Annotated in this window: 13 protein-coding genes; 6 read left to right on the top strand and 7 right to left on the bottom strand. The window is 69.3% G+C overall.

Translation table 11 applies throughout. The features are described 5' to 3' along the window. Window positions 1–4: 4 nt before the first annotated feature. The 4 genes from AB4Z46_RS01915 to AB4Z46_RS01900 form a co-directional block, all read right to left on the bottom strand. On the bottom strand, window positions 5–787 hold the full coding sequence (locus AB4Z46_RS01915) for a maleate cis-trans isomerase family protein (RefSeq protein WP_442281777.1): 783 nt from the start codon (window positions 785–787) through the stop codon (window positions 5–7). Between the two features lie 592 nt (window positions 788–1,379). Then, on the bottom strand, window positions 1,380–2,870 hold the full coding sequence (locus tag AB4Z46_RS01910; protein WP_442281776.1) for a class I adenylate-forming enzyme family protein: 1,491 nt from the start codon (window positions 2,868–2,870) through the stop codon (window positions 1,380–1,382). A gap of 1 nt (window position 2,871) precedes the next feature. Then, the gene (locus tag AB4Z46_RS01905; RefSeq protein WP_442281775.1) at window positions 2,872–3,882 is read right to left on the bottom strand and encodes a Bug family tripartite tricarboxylate transporter substrate binding protein; all 1,011 of its coding nucleotides are present in this window, start codon (window positions 3,880–3,882) and stop codon (window positions 2,872–2,874) included. A gap of 39 nt (window positions 3,883–3,921) precedes the next feature. Beyond that, window positions 3,922–6,261, bottom strand: a complete 2,340-nt coding sequence (locus AB4Z46_RS01900) for an acyl-CoA dehydrogenase (protein WP_442281774.1) — start codon at window positions 6,259–6,261, stop codon at window positions 3,922–3,924. Between the two features lie 165 nt (window positions 6,262–6,426). On the opposite strand from AB4Z46_RS01900, the gene AB4Z46_RS01895 reads away from it, so the two are divergent. Genes AB4Z46_RS01895 through AB4Z46_RS01870 form a run of 6 tightly spaced genes read left to right on the top strand, consistent with a single transcriptional unit; the run spans window position 6,427 to window position 12,711 of the window. Next, on the top strand, window positions 6,427–7,209 hold the full coding sequence (locus AB4Z46_RS01895) for a citryl-CoA lyase (RefSeq protein WP_442281773.1): 783 nt from the start codon (window positions 6,427–6,429) through the stop codon (window positions 7,207–7,209). Between the two features lie 31 nt (window positions 7,210–7,240). Beyond that, window positions 7,241–8,101: an FAS1-like dehydratase domain-containing protein gene (locus tag AB4Z46_RS01890; RefSeq protein ID WP_442281772.1), complete on the top strand. Its 861-nt coding sequence runs from the start codon at window positions 7,241–7,243 to the stop codon at window positions 8,099–8,101. A 34-nt stretch (window positions 8,102–8,135) separates the two neighbouring features. Continuing rightward, on the top strand, window positions 8,136–9,296 hold the full coding sequence (locus AB4Z46_RS01885; RefSeq protein ID WP_442281771.1) for an acyl-CoA dehydrogenase family protein: 1,161 nt from the start codon (window positions 8,136–8,138) through the stop codon (window positions 9,294–9,296). Then, on the top strand, window positions 9,296–10,486 hold the full coding sequence (locus AB4Z46_RS01880; protein WP_442281770.1) for a CaiB/BaiF CoA transferase family protein: 1,191 nt from the start codon (window positions 9,296–9,298) through the stop codon (window positions 10,484–10,486). The genes AB4Z46_RS01885 and AB4Z46_RS01880 overlap by 1 nt, the downstream gene beginning before the upstream one ends. Window positions 10,487–10,520: 34 nt before the next feature. Then, on the top strand, window positions 10,521–11,876 hold the full coding sequence (locus AB4Z46_RS01875) for an MmgE/PrpD family protein (protein ID WP_442281769.1): 1,356 nt from the start codon (window positions 10,521–10,523) through the stop codon (window positions 11,874–11,876). A 1-nt stretch (window position 11,877) separates the two neighbouring features. Then, window positions 11,878–12,711, top strand: a complete 834-nt coding sequence (locus AB4Z46_RS01870; RefSeq protein WP_442281768.1) for an HpcH/HpaI aldolase/citrate lyase family protein — start codon at window positions 11,878–11,880, stop codon at window positions 12,709–12,711. Window positions 12,712–12,721: 10 nt separating this feature from the next. On the opposite strand, the gene AB4Z46_RS01865 is transcribed toward AB4Z46_RS01870, so the two are convergent. Genes AB4Z46_RS01865 through AB4Z46_RS01855 form a run of 3 tightly spaced genes read right to left on the bottom strand, consistent with a single transcriptional unit; the run spans window position 12,722 to window position 15,647 of the window. Continuing rightward, window positions 12,722–13,429 carry an arylmalonate decarboxylase gene (locus AB4Z46_RS01865; RefSeq protein ID WP_442281767.1) on the bottom strand — a complete coding sequence of 236 codons (708 nt, stop codon included), beginning with the start codon at window positions 13,427–13,429 and terminating at the stop codon, window positions 12,722–12,724. A 2-nt stretch (window positions 13,430–13,431) separates the two neighbouring features. Further along, window positions 13,432–14,448 carry a Bug family tripartite tricarboxylate transporter substrate binding protein gene (locus tag AB4Z46_RS01860; RefSeq protein WP_442281766.1) on the bottom strand — a complete coding sequence of 339 codons (1,017 nt, stop codon included), beginning with the start codon at window positions 14,446–14,448 and terminating at the stop codon, window positions 13,432–13,434. Window positions 14,449–14,492: 44 nt separating this feature from the next. Then, a complete protein-coding gene (locus tag AB4Z46_RS01855) occupies window positions 14,493–15,647 on the bottom strand; it encodes a mandelate racemase/muconate lactonizing enzyme family protein (protein WP_442281765.1) in 1,155 nt (384 codons plus the stop codon). Between the last annotated feature and the right edge of the window lie 97 nt (window positions 15,648–15,744).

Here is a 15,744-nt window from a genome sequence, read left to right as displayed (position 1 = left end):
TTGACTACGCGATACCGTCGGCAATCTGATCGATGAACAGTTCACCGTAGCCAGGCTTTGCGCCGGCGACGCCGGCCAACGCCAAGCAGTGCCAGAACGACGCTTGGTTCGCGGACACCACCGGCTTGCCCAGACGCCGCTCCAGGGCCTCGATCGCGCCGACCGTGCGGAAGTTCGTGCACGACACGAAAATGGCCGTGGCGTCCGGGTGGTCGACGGACATCACATGGTCGTAGACCTGCTCCAGGGACACTTCGGCCAGCGCGTGGTCGTTCGAGATGTTGAGATGCGCGCTCTTGACGACCTCATGACCGTTTTCCTGCAGGAAGCGGATGGCACGTTCATGAATCTCCGACAGATAAGGGGTCGCAAGCGCCACCTTGCCTGCCTTGACCTTCTTGAGCGCGGCCAGGGTCGCGGTCGAGGCGGTGGTGATCTTGGGACCCGGCACCCATTGCCGGATCTTCTCGATCAGCGCCCGGTCATAGGACGTGCCATGGAGGAAGGAAGCGCTGGTGCCACCAAAGAGCAGGACATCGATCGGCGCCGCGCCCGCCAGGCGGGCGGCGTGTTCGAGTTCGGGCGCGTTCATCATCTCCTCGATGCCTTGAACGGTCACTTTCGGCAGCTTGATGCGTGCCGTGTGTGTGGACACGCCCGGCGCGGACATGGCCCACATTTCCTCTTCCATCACAACACTGGACGCGATGTAGATCAGGCCGATGCGAGCGAGCTTTCCCGAGCCGTCGTAACGAAACTGGGGGTAAGGCTCCGAGTTTTCTGACATTTGATATCTCCTGGTGACCTATTCGATGATGCGAACTGGATTACTTTCGGGCAACTCACCTTTTCCAAATGCCGGGATCAAGTTTTCTGATGGGCGTTGGCTCGGCGCATGGTTAGTGGTAAACCCTAGGAATCATCTGCCGAAAGAGATTGACCGCCGATTCAATGTTGGGGGCGAATGAGGGGCGATCGATTGCGCCGCCATGGCACGCCCCGTGGGCAGGCATCCGAGGGATCTGCGCATCGACGCATCGCGATGCATTGTCATGAATTCGAAAGAAGCTCGCGCCCTTTCGAATCCACGGTCACATATTTGCGGCGTCTTCGGTCGTTGCAATGCGACTCGAAAGATATTCGGCGAAGCAGGTATCAGCCCCGAGGTTGGACCCAGCCGAAGACTCCTGAAACGTCACCCGGAAGATGCAAATAGTCCGGCGATATTGCACGAGGTGCGTATCGATGCGACAAAGGGAAATTGCTACCGCGAAGCCACTGGACATCGCCACAGGTTCGGTGATCCGAGTTCCGCGCCCTGGTGGCGCTGGTCCACGCTGAAAGGCGCGGAGAGGCTCCGACGTTCGAGATCGAGGCCGTCAAGCGGGCGGCGCCAGCGCCCGCTTGAGGATCTTCCCGGTCGACGTGATGGGTAGCGCATCCAGTACCGTGATGCGCGTCGGCCGCTTGTACGGCGACAGATGCTGCCGCAGATGCGCTTGCAGGGCGTCATGGTCGAGCGCGGTGCCGGACTCGAGTTCGACGAAGGCTGCGATCGCCTCGTTGCCGTCGGCCTCCGGCACACCCACCACTGCGCTCAGGTGCACGCCGGGAAAGCGATTGAGCACGCTCTCGACCTCGGCCGGGTACACGTTGAAGCCCGAGCGGATGATCATCTCTTTCAGTCGGCCGACGACGAACAGCGCGCCGTCCGTCTCCAGCCGGCCGAGGTCACCCGAGGCGTACCAGCCGCCAGGCCGCATCACCTGGGCGGTGGCGGCTGCATCGCGAAAGTAGCCCAGCATCAGGCCGGCGCCGCGCAGCCAGATCTCGCCGACCTCGTCGGTGGCGGCATCGCTGCCGCTCGGGGTGACGATGCGGGCTTCGCCACCGTCGACGAGGTAGCCCGCCGAGGTGTCGTCGCGCAGCACGCCGCACCGGGTCAGGAACACCGAGCCCGCGTACTCCGACAAGCCGTAGCCGTAGTGCAGCGGTTGCCCGAAGATCGTCTCGACACGCTGCTTGAGCGCAAGGTCGAGCGGTGCCGAGCCGGTATAGAGGTAGCGCAATTGCGGAAAGGTCGGCTTCGTGCGCGTCTCTTCCACATGCGTCAGCAGCCGTGCATACATGGTGGGCGGGCCTTGCAGGTTCGACACCCGTTCATGGGCCAGCGCCTGCAGCATGTCCCCGGGCGAGAAGCTGCTGCGCAGCACCAGCGACGCGGCGCCACTGAGCGACGCCATCAGCACCGTGCCGAGACCGAAGATATGGGTCATCGGCAGGAACGCGTAGGCCCGGTCGTCGGTGGTCAAGGCGCGCGAGTTCGCCGACACGCGGCCGAAATGCAACAGCCCGCGGTGCGACACCATCACGCCCTTGGGCGTGCCGGAGGTGCCCGAGGTGAAGATGATGGCGGCGGTATCGGCCAGCGCCGCGTCGGCTTCGGCCGTGGCAGCGGTGCGCAGCGGCGAGCGCAGCACGCCGGGCAAGGCGCTGGGTACCGCCTGCGCGCGCTGCGCATGCTGCTGCGCCGCGCCGGAAACCCCGGTGGTGAAGTAGCAGATGCGCGCATCGGCCCGCTCCACGATCGCGGCGACCTCGCCCGGCGACATCCGCGCGTTCACGCCGCACGACCACGCGCCCACCCGGCTGCAGGCCATGATCAGCGCGATGTGCGCCGCGCAGTTCTCGGCCACCAGCAGCACCCGGTCGGTCGGCCGTACGCCCGCGTCGAGCAGGTCCTTGGCTGCGACATCGACCATCGCCTGCAACGCCGCATACGAGGTGTCGCCCGCGGACTCGTGCAGAAAGACCGCGTCGGGCGTTTCCGCGGCGCGCAGCGCCAGCAGTTCATGGATTCGCGACGGCACGTTATTCCGCCTCGATGCCTTTGGACACCGTGGCCCACAGCTTGCGGTCCGACTGCCCCTTGTCCGCAAGCACCTGGGGTGCGCCCGACCAGACTTCGTAGCCCTGCTCGAGCAGCCGCGTCGCGACCGCCTCGCGCGCCAGCACCTTGACGGCGGCTGCATTGAAGCGCGCCACCATCGCCGGATCCATGCGGGCCGGTCCGTAGAGGCCGAACCAGCCGCCGACGTCGAAGTCGGCAACGCCGGACTCGATCATGGTCGGCACCTCGGGCAGCATCCGGTTGCGCTGGCGCGAGGTCACGGCGAGCGCGCGCACCTTGCCCGATTCGATGAAGGGTCGCGAGGTGGCGATGATGTCGAACATCATCGCGAGCGTGCCGCCCATCACGTCGGACAACGCCGGCGCGCTGCCCTTGTAGGCCACGTGCGCCATCGGCGCGCCGGTCATCTTCTCGAGCAGCGCGCCGCTCAGATGGTTGGAGGAGCCGACGCCGGCCGAGCCGTAGAACACCTTCTGGGGATTGGCCTTGGCGTAGGCCAGCAACTCGGCCACGCTGCGCACCGGCAGGTCCTTGTTCACCACCAGCACGTTGGTGTAGGCCACCAGCGGTGCGATCGGCGTCAGGTCCTTCATGGGGTCGAAGGGCATCTTGCGCTGCACGTTCGGGTTGATCGTGATCGTCGGGCTGGCGCCGAAAAACAGGGTGGCGCCGTCGGGCGCCGCCTTGGCGACCACGTCGCCGCCCATCGATCCGCCCGCGCCGGGCCGGTTCTCGACGATCACCTGGGTGCCGAGTTCCTGCGCCAGGGCGGGCGCCAGGAGGCGTGCGGCACCGTCCACCGGGCCGCCCGGGGTGTAGCCCACCACGAGCTTGACCAGCGCTGGCAGGGGGGCCTGCTGGGCCATTGCACGCGACGGTGCGAGCAACGGCCAGAGCGCGCTGCCGGCCAGCAGGGCGAGCGCCTTGCGGCGCTGCGCGCCGGGGTGAATGTGGTTCTGCGGGTGGTTCATGTTGCCTCCTTGAAAAATTCTTCGATCTCTTGTGCAAACTCACCCCGGCAGGTCCAGGACCTGCCGCGCGAGGATGTTGCGCTGGATCTCGTTGGTGCCGCCGTAGATCATTGCGGAGGTCGAGCCGATCAACGGCGACAGTGCGTTGAAGGGCTGGCCATCGAGGTCCTGGTCGCCCGCGACGGCGCCTTGTTCTTCGCTGGCCTCGACCAGCAGCGCGCCGATGCGGTGAAAGGTTTCGCTGGCCCAGATCTTGAGCAGCGAGACCGAGGCAGGCAATGGCTTGCCGGCCCTCACGATGTTGGCAAAGCCCGTATAGGCCGCGGAAAGATCCGCGACATCGAGCCGGAGCGCCGTGTAGCGCTGCGCGAACACCGCATCCGCGAACAGCCGCCGCGACTGCGCCAGCCGCGCCAGCTGGCCCAGCGCGTACTGCGACTGCTTGGGGCTGCCGAGGAAGATGCGCTCGAAGCCCAGCAGCGCCTTGGCGATGGTCCAGCCGCCGTGCAGCTTGCCCACCAGGTTCGCGGCTGGCACCCGCACGTTGTCGAAGAACACCTCGCAGAACTCGGGTTCGCCGGCCAGCGTGTCGATGGGCCGGATCGTGATGCCCGGCGTGCGCAGGTCGCACAGCAGGAAGCTGATGCCTTCCTGCTTCTTGGCCTCGCGGTCGGTGCGCACCAGCAGGAAGATGTGGTTGGCGTCCTGTGCCAGGGTGGTCCAGATCTTCTGGCCGTTGACGACGAAGTGGTCGCCTTCGGCATCGCGCGCCTGCAATGCCTCGGTACGCAGGCCCGCGAGGTCGGAGCCGGCGTTGGGCTCGGAATAGCCCTGGCACCACACGTGCTCGCCACTCAGGATGCGCGGCAGAAACTGCTGTTGCTGGGCCGGCGTGCCGTGCTGGATCAACAGCGGCCCGATCATCACGATGCCCTGGTCCGGCGCGCGCGCCACGCCGTGCTGCTCGAGCTCCTCGATCCAGGCGATCATCTTGTCGGCCGCCAGGCCCATGCCGCCGTGCGCCTGCGGCCAGGCCGGCGCGACCCAGCCCTGCGTCGACAGCGTGAGATACCACTCGCGCATCTCGCTCCAGCGCGCGCGGTGCGACAGGTAGCGCAGCGCGGCCGGATAGCGCTGCTGCAGGAAGGCGCGCACCATGCGGCGGAACTCGGCCTCCGGCATCGTGCTCCAGTCGGCGCTCTTCGGAAACTCTCCCTGCCAGGCCACGGCCTCGTCGGTGTGCGATCCGACCTCGGTCAGCGCGGCATAGCGGCGCTGGTGCGCCGTGACATTGCCGAGCCAGGCGGAGAGCCGCAGCGTGCGCTTGTAGAAGAGGCTGAGGTCGCACTCCTGCGTGTAGCCGATCGCGCCGTGCAGCTGCACCGCGGTGCGCGAGGCCTGCAGCGCCGCCGCCGTGCAGCGCGCATTGACCCGGCTGGCCTCGGCCTCGAGCCGCTCGATGGCGACGCCGGCCGGATCGCCGGCGAGCGCCAGCACCTCGTCGAGCGTCGAGCGCGCCACCTCGAGGTGAATGAACATGTCGACTGCGCGGTGCTGCAGCGCCTGGAACGCGCCGATCGGCTTGCCGAACTGCGTCCGGGTGCGCAAGTAGGCCAGCGTCTGCGCGAGCATGGCCTGGCCGGTGCCGAGCAGCTCGGCGGCCTGCAGGATCTGGCCCGCGGCGAGCGCATGCCGCAGCGAGTTCCGCGCCACCGGACCCTGCGCCAGCACGGCGCCGGCGGGCAGCGCCACGCGATCGAAGCGCAGCGTGGCGGCCTCGCCGCCGTCCACCAGCGCCACCCGGGTCTCGGTCACGCCGGCGGTGCCGCGCGGCACCCACAGCAGCACGGTGTCGTCGTCGCCGCGGGCCGACACCAGCCAGCCGCTGGCGGCCGCGCCGGGCAGCACCATGAGCTTCTCGCCCTGCAGCAGCACGCCGCCCTGCGGGCCGGCTTCGCAGCCGCAGTCGAGCGGCACGTCGCTGAGGTCGCCGGCGCTTTCCTGCCAGGCCAGCGCGGGCAGGCTGCGGCCCGCCACCAGCTCGGCCAGCAGCGCCTGCGCGGGCGCGCTGTCGAGGCGGGTCAGCAGCAGGGCGCTGAGCCCGGCCACGGCCAGCAGCGGCTCGGGCGCCACGTGCTCGCCGGCGGCGCGCAGGATCTCGGCCGCGCCCGAGAGGTCGAGGGCCAGACCGCCGGCCGATTCGGGCGCCAGCATGCCGGGCCAGCCCAGGGCCGCCAGTTCGGCCCAGCCGGCGGCCTCGGCGCCCGCGCGGTCGCCCACGGGCCGTTCGGTCAGCGCGCGGCAGCGGCGCAGGCTGTCGCTGCGGGTGAAATAGTCCAGCGCCGCTTCGCGGATCGCTGACAGGGAATCGGAGTCCATGGCGGGTCTTGGGATGAGCAGTGGGATCGAGGGCAAGCGTGCCAGAAGCACCCCGCGAGCGGCATTTGCCTTTGCAGAAGGCAGGCTTCGGCAATGACTGACCCCAGGGCGGCCGCCAAGGACTAGATTCGCAGCATTGCCGTTTTGCTGGATGCCTGCCTACCCATGACCAAGATCAAGAAATCCCTGCACACCGAACTCGGCCACAGCACGCCCGACCGGATCACGGTGCGCGGGCGCGACCTGCCGTCCGAGATCCTCGGCCACCTGAACCTCGGCGACATGGCCTTCCTCGAGCTCACCGGCCGCGTTCCGACGCCGCAGGAGTCCGTGACCTTCAACGCCATCGTGGTCACGCTGGTCGAGCACGGCATCACGCCGAGCGCGCTGGTCGCTCGCCTGACCTATGCCGGCGCACCGGAAGCGCTGCAGGCCGCCGTGGCGGCCGGCCTCTGCGGGCTCGGCACGGTGTTCGTGGGCAGCACCGAGGGCGCAGCCCGCATGCTGTACGAGGCGATCCCGCCCGGCACGCAGCCGACCCGGCCGCTCGAGGACATGGCGCGCGAGATCGTCGCCGCCTTCCGCGAGCGCAAGGAGATCGTGCCGGGCCTGGGCCACCCGCTGCACAAGCCGATCGACCCGCGCACGCCGCGCCTGTTCCAGATCGCGGCCGAGAACGGGCTGTCGGGCCACTACGTGGCGCTGATGCAGGCGGTGCAGGCGGAAGCCGAACGGGTGTCGGGCAAGTCGCTGCCGATCAACGCCACGGGCGCCATCGGTGCCATCGCCTCGGAGTTCGGCTTTCCGTGGCGCATCATCCGCGGCTTCGGCGTGATGGCCCGCGCCATCGGCCTGGTGGGCCACATCCTCGAGGAGATCGACGACCCGATGGGCGTCGAGATCTGGCAGCGGGTCGAGCGCGAGGCCGGCGGCCCACGGCAGGAATGAGCGCCGGCAACACCATCGAACGAACTCCACCATGACCGAAGAAACCCTGGACTTCGACCACCTGCGCAGCTGGATCGGCCGCACCGAGACCCACGACGACCTGATGTCGCCCTGGACCGCGAGTGCGCTCGCGGCGACCCTGCGCAACGAGGAGCGGCCCTGGCAAGCCGGCCAGGCGCTGCCGCCGCTCTGGCATTGGTGCTATTTCCTGCCGACCGCGCCCGAGAACCGGCTCGGCCCCGACGGCCATCCGGCGCGCGGCGGCTTCCTGCCGCCGGTGCCGCTGCCGCGCCGCATGTGGGCCGGCAGCCAGCTCGAATTCTTCGCCCCGCTGCCGCTGGGCGCGGCTGCGCGCAAGACCTCGCGGGTGGTCGACGTCAACCTCAAGCAGGGCAAGGCCGGCGCGCTGGTCTTCGTCAAGGTCGAACACGAAGTGCATGCCGGCGCGACGCTGCTGCTGCGCGACAGGCACGACATCGTCTACCGCGAGGCTGCGAAGCCCGGCGAATCCGCGCCGCCGCAGTCGCCGCCGGCCGATGCGCTGTGGACCGTCGAGCACCGTCCCGATGCGCCGCTGCTGTTCCGCTACTCGGCGCTGACCTTCAACAGCCACCGCATCCACTACGACCATCCCTATGTGACCCGGGTCGAAGGCTACGACGACCTCGTGGTGCACGGCCCGCTGATCGCCACGCTGCTGCTCGAAGCGGCGCAGCAGCACAACCCGGGGCGCAGCGTGCGCGGCTACAGCTTCAAGGCCGTGCGGCCGCTGACCTGCGGCCGTCTGCTGCGCGTGCGCGGGCATGCCGCGCAGGCCGACGGCAGCGTCGCRCTGTGGGCCGAGGACGAGCAGGGCGCGCTGCTGATGCAGGCCACTGCACGGCTGGCCTGACCGCCCGAACCTTTCATCCATCTCCACGAGCCCCATGAGCACCTCCCAATCCCGTCACCAGGACATCCGCGACGCCGTGCGCGACCTCTGCGCCCAGTTCCCGAACGAGTACTTCCGCAAGGTCGACGAAGCCCGTGCCTACCCGGCCGAGTTCGTCGACGCCTTGACGAAGGCCGGCTGGATGGCCGCGCTGATCCCGCAGGCGTACGGCGGCTCGGGCCTGGGCCTGACCGAAGCCTCGGTGATCATGGAAGAGATCAACCGCTCGGGCGGCAACTCGGGTGCCTGCCACGGCCAGATGTACAACATGGGCACCCTGCTGCGCCATGGTTCCGAGGCGCAGAAGCAGCGGTACCTGCCGAAGATCGCGACCGGCGAACTGCGCCTGCAGTCGATGGGCGTGACCGAGCCCTCGACCGGCACGGACACCACCAAGATCAAGACCACCGCCGTGAAGAAGGGCGACCGCTACGTCATCAACGGTCAGAAGGTCTGGATCTCGCGCATCCAGCACTCCGATCTGATGATCCTGCTGGCGCGCACCACGCCGCTGGCCGAGGTCAAGAAGAAGTCCGAGGGCATGTCGATCTTCATCGTCGACCTGCGCGAGGCGATCGGCCACGGCCTCACGGTGCGGCCGATTCCGAACATGGTCAACCACGAGACCAACGAGCTGTTCTTCGAGAATCTCGAGATTCCCGCCGAGAACCTGATCGGCGAGGAAGGGCAGGGCTTCAAGTACATCCTCGACGGCCTCAACGCCGAGCGCACGCTGATCGCGGCCGAATGCATCGGCGACGGCTACTGGTTCATCGACAAGGTCACGGCCTACACCAAGGAGCGCGTCGTGTTCGGCCGTCCGATCGGGCAGAACCAGGGCGTCCAGTTCCCGATCGCCGAGGCCTTCATCGAGATCGAGGCCGCCGACCTGATGCGCTACGAGGCCTGCCGGCGCTTCGATGCGCACGAGCCCTGCGGCGCCCAGGCCAACATGGCGAAGTACCTGGCGGCCAAGGCCTCGTGGGAAGCGGCCAATGCCTGCCTGCAGTTCCACGGCGGCTTCGGCTTCGCCTGCGAGTACGACGTCGAGCGCAAGTTCCGCGAGACCCGGCTCTACCAGGTGGCGCCGATCTCGACCAACCTGATCCTGAGCTACGTGGCCGAGCACATGCTCGGGCTGCCCAGGAGCTTCTGATGCGACCCCTCGAAGGCATCACCGTGCTCACGCTCGAGCACGCGATCGCGGCGCCGTTCTGCACGCGCCAGCTGGCCGACCTCGGCGCCCGCGTGATCAAGGTCGAGCGGCCGGGCAGCGGCGACTTCGCGCGCGCCTACGACCAACGCGTGCACGGACTGGCCTCGCACTTCGTCTGGACCAACCGCTCCAAAGAGAGCCTGACCCTGGACGTGAAGCACCCCAGGGGCCAGGAGGTCCTGCAGCGCCTGGTGGCCGAGGCCGACGTGCTGGTGCAGAACCTCGCGCCCGGCGCCGCGGCGCGGCTGGGCCTGTCTTTCGAAGCCTTGGCACCGTCGCGCCCGGGCCTGGTCGTCTGCGACATCTCGGGCTACGGCGACGATGCCGCGGCGCCCGGACCCTACCGCGACAAGAAGGCCTACGACCTGTTGATCCAGAGCGAATCGGGCTTCCTGTCGGTCACCGGCACGCCCGACGAGATGGCCAAGGCCGGCTGTTCGATCGCCGACATCGCGGCCGGCATGTACGCCTACAGCAACATCCTGGCGGCGCTGCTGCAGCGCGGCAAGACCGGCAAGGGCTGCCGCATCGACGTCTCGATGCTCGAAAGCATGGCCGAGTGGATGAGCTTCCCGATGTACTACGCCTTCGAGGGCGCGGCGCCGCCGCCGCGCGCGGGCGCCGCGCACGCCACCATCTACCCCTACGGGCCGTTCCCGGCCGGCGACGGCAAGCTGGTGATGCTGGGCCTGCAGAACGAGCGCGAATGGCAGGTGTTCTGCGCCAGGGTGCTCGAGCAGCCCGAGCTCGCGACCGATGCGCGCTTTGCTTCCAACACCCTGCGCACGGCCTCGCGCGAGGCGCTGCGCGAGATCATCGTGCAGGCCTTCGCGCCCTTCACCGCGGCCGGGATCATCGAGCGCCTCGATGCGGCGCAGATCGCCAACGCGCAGGCGAACACCATGCACGACGTCTGGAATCACCCGCAGCTCCAGGCGCGCGACCGCTGGACCGAGGTAGGCACCGGCGCCGGCCCGATTCCGGCGCTCTGGCCGCCCGGCATGCCGCGCGAGTGGGATCCGCGCATGGACGCGGTGCCGACGCTCGGCCAGCACACCGATGCAATCCTGGCCGAGGTCGGGTACGACGCGGCGGCCATCGCCGCGCTGCATGCCGACGGTGCCGTCTAGCGGCACTCAACTCCTGAAAAGTCGAACTTCCGCCATGAACAACCACCCCAGCCAGACCCTCGCCACCTTCGCCGCCGAACTCTCGTTCGCGCAGATTCCCGGCCCGGTGCTGCGCCGCGCCGAGGACCTGATGCTCGACTGGCTCGGCTCCGTGCTCGCGGCCCGCTCGGCGCGTCCGGTGCGCAGCATCCAGCGCTTCGCCGAGACGATGGGCCCCGCCGACGGCCCGAGCGAGGTGCTGATCTCGCGCCGCGGCACCTCGCCGGTCTTCGCCGCGCTGGTGAACGCGGCGGCCTCTCACTACGTCGAGCAGGACGATGTGCACAACGGCTCGGTGTTCCACCCTGCGGCGGTTGTCTTCGCGCCGGCGCTCGCGACCGCCCAGGCGCTGGGTGCGAGCGGCGCGCAGTTGTTGACTGCCGTGGTGGCGGGCTACGAAGTCGGCATCCGTGTCGGCGAGTTCCTCGGCCGCTCGCACTACCGCACCTTCCACACCACGGCCACTGCCGGCACGCTGGCGGCCGCTGCCGCCGTCGGGCGGCTGCTCGACCTCACGCCGGTTCAGATGCCGCATGCCTTCGGTTCGGCCGGTACGCAGTCGGCCGGCGTGTGGGAGTTCCTGCGCGACGCGGCCGATTCGAAGCAGCTGCATTGCGCGCATGCGGCGGCCAGCGGCCTGATGTCGGCCTACCTCGCGAAGGATGGATTCACCGGTGCGCAGCGCGTGCTCGAAGGCGCGCAGGGCCTGGGCGTGGGCATGTCGACCGATGCCGATCCTCGGCGCCTGGTTGATGGCCTGGGCAGCCGCTGGACGCTGGCCGAGACCTCGTTCAAGTACCACGCGTCGTGCCGCCACACGCACCCGGCGGCCGATGCGTTACTGCAGGTGATGACGGACAACCGCCTGAAGCACGGCGACATCGCGCGCATCGTGACCCATGTGCACCAGGGGGCTATCGATGTGCTGGGCCGCGTGGTGGTGCCCACCACCGTGCACCAGGGCAAGTTCTCGATGGGCACGGTGCTGGGCCTGATCGCGGTGCACGGCCGCGCGGGCCTCACCGAGTTCGATCGCGACTACCTCGCGCCCGAGGTCGCGGCCTTGCGCGACAAGGTGATGATGGAACTCGACCGTGAAGTCGACACCGCCTACCCCGCGCGCTGGATCGGCAAGGTCAGCGTCACGACCACCGACGGCCGCAACTTCTCGGGCCGCGTCGACGAGCCCAAGGGCGACCCCGGCAACACGCTGAGCCGCGCCGAGATCGAGGACAAGATGAAGCGGCTCACGCAGTACGGCGAGGCGGCCACGCCATCGGAGGCCGAATCGCTGTGCAAGCGCATCTGGGGCCTGGCCGCCGTGCCGCGTGTCGAACGCCTCTTGGGCTGACATGCGCCCGGTCGTCCGCAGTCTTCTGTTCGTGCCGGGCCATCAACCCGCGCGTTTCGACAAGGCCTGCCAGAGCGGTGCCGATGCGATCGTGCTCGACCTCGAGGACGCGGTGCCGCCCGATCGCAAGGACGAGGGCCGCACGCAGGTCGGTGCCTGGCTGGCGGCCCGCGCAACGGCTGCCGGCGGCAGGGCAGGGCCGGTCGTCGGCGTCCGCATCAACGCGGCCGAGACGCCCTGGCATGCCGCCGACCTGGCGCTGTGCGCGCAGGCGGGCGTCGCTGCGCTGATGCTGCCGAAGGCCGAGGATGCGGCCGTGCTGCGAGCGATCGCCGCCGCGCTGCCCGCCGCGGCCCTGTGGCCGCTGATCGAGACCGCRCGCGGCATCGACCAGCTCGGCGCGATCGCCGCGGCGCCGCAGGTCCAGCGGCTGGTGTTCGGCTCCATCGATTTCCAGGCCGACCTCGACATCGAAGGCGAGGGGATCGAACTGCTGCTGTTCCGCTCGCAGATCGTGCTGGCCTCGCGCCTGGCCGGTCTGCAGCCGCCGGTGGATGGCGTGAGCACGTCGATCGACGATCCGGCGCGCATCGAGGCCGACGCGCAGCAGGCCAGGCGCCTGGGCTTCGGCGGCAAGCTGTGCATTCATCCGAAGCAGGTGGCGACCGTCAACCTGGGCTTCTCGCCGACGCCGGCGCAGATCGACTGGGCGCAGCGCGTGATCGCGGCCGACGCGGCCAGCGGCGGTGCGCCGGTGGCGGTCGACGGCAAGATGGTGGACCGGCCCGTGGTGCTCAAGGCGCAGGGAGTGCTGCGCGCGGCCGCGGGCCGCTGATCCGCCGCGCTCAGGCGAACAGCCGCCCGTTTCCCGGCGAGCGCGGGTCCAACCCGGCGCTGCGCACCAGCTCCCGGAAGCCCGCTGGTGAGCTCGACACCACTGGCACACCGAAGCGGGCCTCGACCTCCCGCACCGCGTCGAGCGTGACCAGCCCGCCGCACGAGATCAGGATGCCGTCGGCGCCCGGGCTGGCCTCGAAGACGATCGTGCACAGGTCGACCAGCACCTGCGTCGGCACCGCGCCGACCGCCTGCACGTCGGAGATCGACAGCCCCTGCAAGGCCAGCGGCTCGAAGTCGCTGTCCTCGAGGTAGCGCCGCAGCTGCAGGTTGACCTCGTCGATGTAGGCGGTGGCCACCGCGACCCGCCGCACACCCAGGCTGCGCAGGCCGCCGACGATCGCATCGCTCATCGTGCTGCAGGGCAGGCCGGTGGCGCGCGCCATTTCGGCCTGCAGCTGCCGGTTGAAGGCGGCGCCGCGGAAGAAGCTCAGCGAGGTGCCCATGAGCGAGACGGCGCCGACGCCGAGGGCGGCGAGTTCGACCGCCTTCTCGATCACGGAATCGATCACCTCGGTGTAGCCGCGCGTCGAGATCTCGCCGAGCCCGAGCCCGCGTGCGCTGAAGCGGATGCGCTCGCCATACAGCAGCGGACCGTCCACCGGCACCGCGCCGGCGGCGGGCGGCACGATCAGGCCCAGGTGGGGTTGCGCCATGCTCAGCTCCCTTCCGCCACGATGCGCTGCTCGGTGATGATGCGCTTCCAGCGCGCGTTCTCGTCGACCATCTCCTTGCGCAGCTGCGCGGGCGTGGCGTAGGCCCGCAAGGTTCCTTGCGCGGCGGCCGAGGTGGCGGCCTCGGGGGTGTCGAGCACGGTCTTCACCGCGGCCGAGAGCTTGTCGACGATCTCGTCCGGCGTGCCGGCCGGCGCCAGCAGGAAGAGGCGCGGCGCGACGTCGAAGCCCGGCAGCGCATCGGCCAGCGGCGCCACGCCTTCCGCGGCTTCGAGCCGCGCCTTGTTCATCAACGCCAGCGCGCGCAGCTTGCCGGCCTTGGCCTGCGCCATGCCGGCCGTGGCGCTGACGACGCCGATCGGCACCTGCCCGCCGACCACGTCGGGCACGATCTGCGCGGCGCCACGGTACGGCACATGCACCACGAAGCTGCCGGTGGCCTGCTTGAGCATCTCGAAGCCCAGGTGCTGCACGGTGCCGACACCCGAGGTTGCGAAGGAGTAGCGCCCCGGATGCTTCTTGAGTTCGGTCACCAGCTCGGCCGGTGTGCGGGCCGGGAAGTCGTTGCCCGTGACGATCATCAGCGGCGAGATGAAGGCGCCGGCCACCGGCTTGAAGGTCGTCAGCGGATCGATCGCGATCTTCGGCTGCAGCAGCTTGGCGATCAGCATCGCGCTGTCGCCCATCATCAGCGTGTAGCCGTCGGGCGCGGCCTTGGCGACCAGGTCGGCCGCGATCATGCCGGTGGCGCCGGCGCGGTTCTCCACCACCACCTGCTGGCCGAGCACGGCCGGCAGGCGGGCGCTCAGGATCCGCGCCGCGGCGTCGACGCCGCCGCCCGCCGAGTAGCCCACCACCAGGCGGATCGGCTTGTCGGGGTACTTCTGGGCCCAGGCGGCGGTCGCGCCGAAGGCGCCCGTCAGGCCGAGGGCCAGTGCCAGGGTCGCCGTGCGCAGGGCTTGCCGGCGTGGCGGTCGAATCGCTTGTTGTCTCTGTTTCATCGTGTCTCCGTTGTTCTTTCTAACCCGATGCCTGTGCTGGCGCTTCAGGCTTTGCCCTTGCCGTGCGATGTTGGCAGCTTCGCCAGTTCGCGCACCCGGCCCGCATTGGGCGCGAATCCGAGCCCCGGCGTCTCGGGCAGCGTGAGCCAGCCCTGGTCGGGCACCGGCAGGCCGTCGAAGATCTGCTCGAGCATCTTCACCGCCACGTAGTGGTATTCGACCATCCCGCCGTTGGCGACGCCCGCATGCAGGTGCATGTTGTGGAAGGGCCAGGCGCCGCCGTTGTCGATCGGCACGTTGAAGGCCTGCGCCATGCCGGCGATCTTCAGGCACTGCGAATAGCCGCCGGAGATGGTCACGTTGGGCTGCAGCACGTCGGCCGCCTGGTTCACCAGCAGGTCGCGGAAGCGGAAGGACAGGCCTTCGTTCTGCCCGCAGGCGAGCGGGATCGTGGTGCGCGCGCGCAGCTGCGCCATCTGGCGCACGTCGTTCTGCGTCAGCGGCTCCTCGAAGAAGCTGATGCCGTAGGGCTCGATGCGCCGCGCCAGGTCGCTCGCATGGAACAGGTCGAGGCCGCAGTTGGCATCGACATAGAGCTTCACGTCGGGGCCCACCGCCTCGCGCACCGCTGCGACACGGCGCACATCCTCGTCGATCACCGCGTCGATCGGCCGCGGTTCGTCGCGTCGCGCGAGCGCATGGCCGCCGACGGTCATCTTGAGGCGCCGGAAGCCCTGCGACACCCAGAGCTTCGCGGCGGCGGCGAGCTCGTCGCGTTCGAAGAAGCCGAAGCCGAAAGTCGCATAGACCGGCACCCGCGAGCGCGCGCCGCCCAGAAGGCGCCACAGCGGCTGGCCGAGCGCTTTGGCCTTGAGGTCCCACAGCGCGATGTCGAGCGCGGCGATGGCATGGCTGGCGTAGCCGGTCTGCCCGCGCGGCGACAGCAGCCAGTAGAGCTTTTCCCAGAGCCGCTCGGTGGCCATCGGGTCCTCGCCGATCAGCGCCGGGCCGGCCACTTCGCGCACCGCGGCGGCGATGATTTCCTCTTCGGTGATGGCGGTCATGCCGTGGCCGACGAGGCCGGTGTCGGTCTCGATCTCGGTCAGGCAGAGCGACAGGGAGGTCTGCCTGTCGAGGCCCAGCACGTCGATGGTGACGGGGATGTTCAGCGGCGTGGCGCTGACGCGGATGATCTTCAAGAAATGTCTCCTTTTGCTTGTTCGGCTCCGCGATTCTTGACGCACGGGCTGGGGAGAACAATTCGTTTGTGGCGGGCGCGAGGCTTCGCGAAAGGCG

Origin of the sequence: Variovorax sp. M-6 (genome assembly GCF_052114385.1) — a bacterium.
In the GTDB taxonomy this organism is placed as follows: Bacteria; Pseudomonadota; Gammaproteobacteria; order Burkholderiales; family Burkholderiaceae_C; genus Variovorax.
This window is presented reverse-complemented; position numbering and strand designations above follow the sequence as displayed.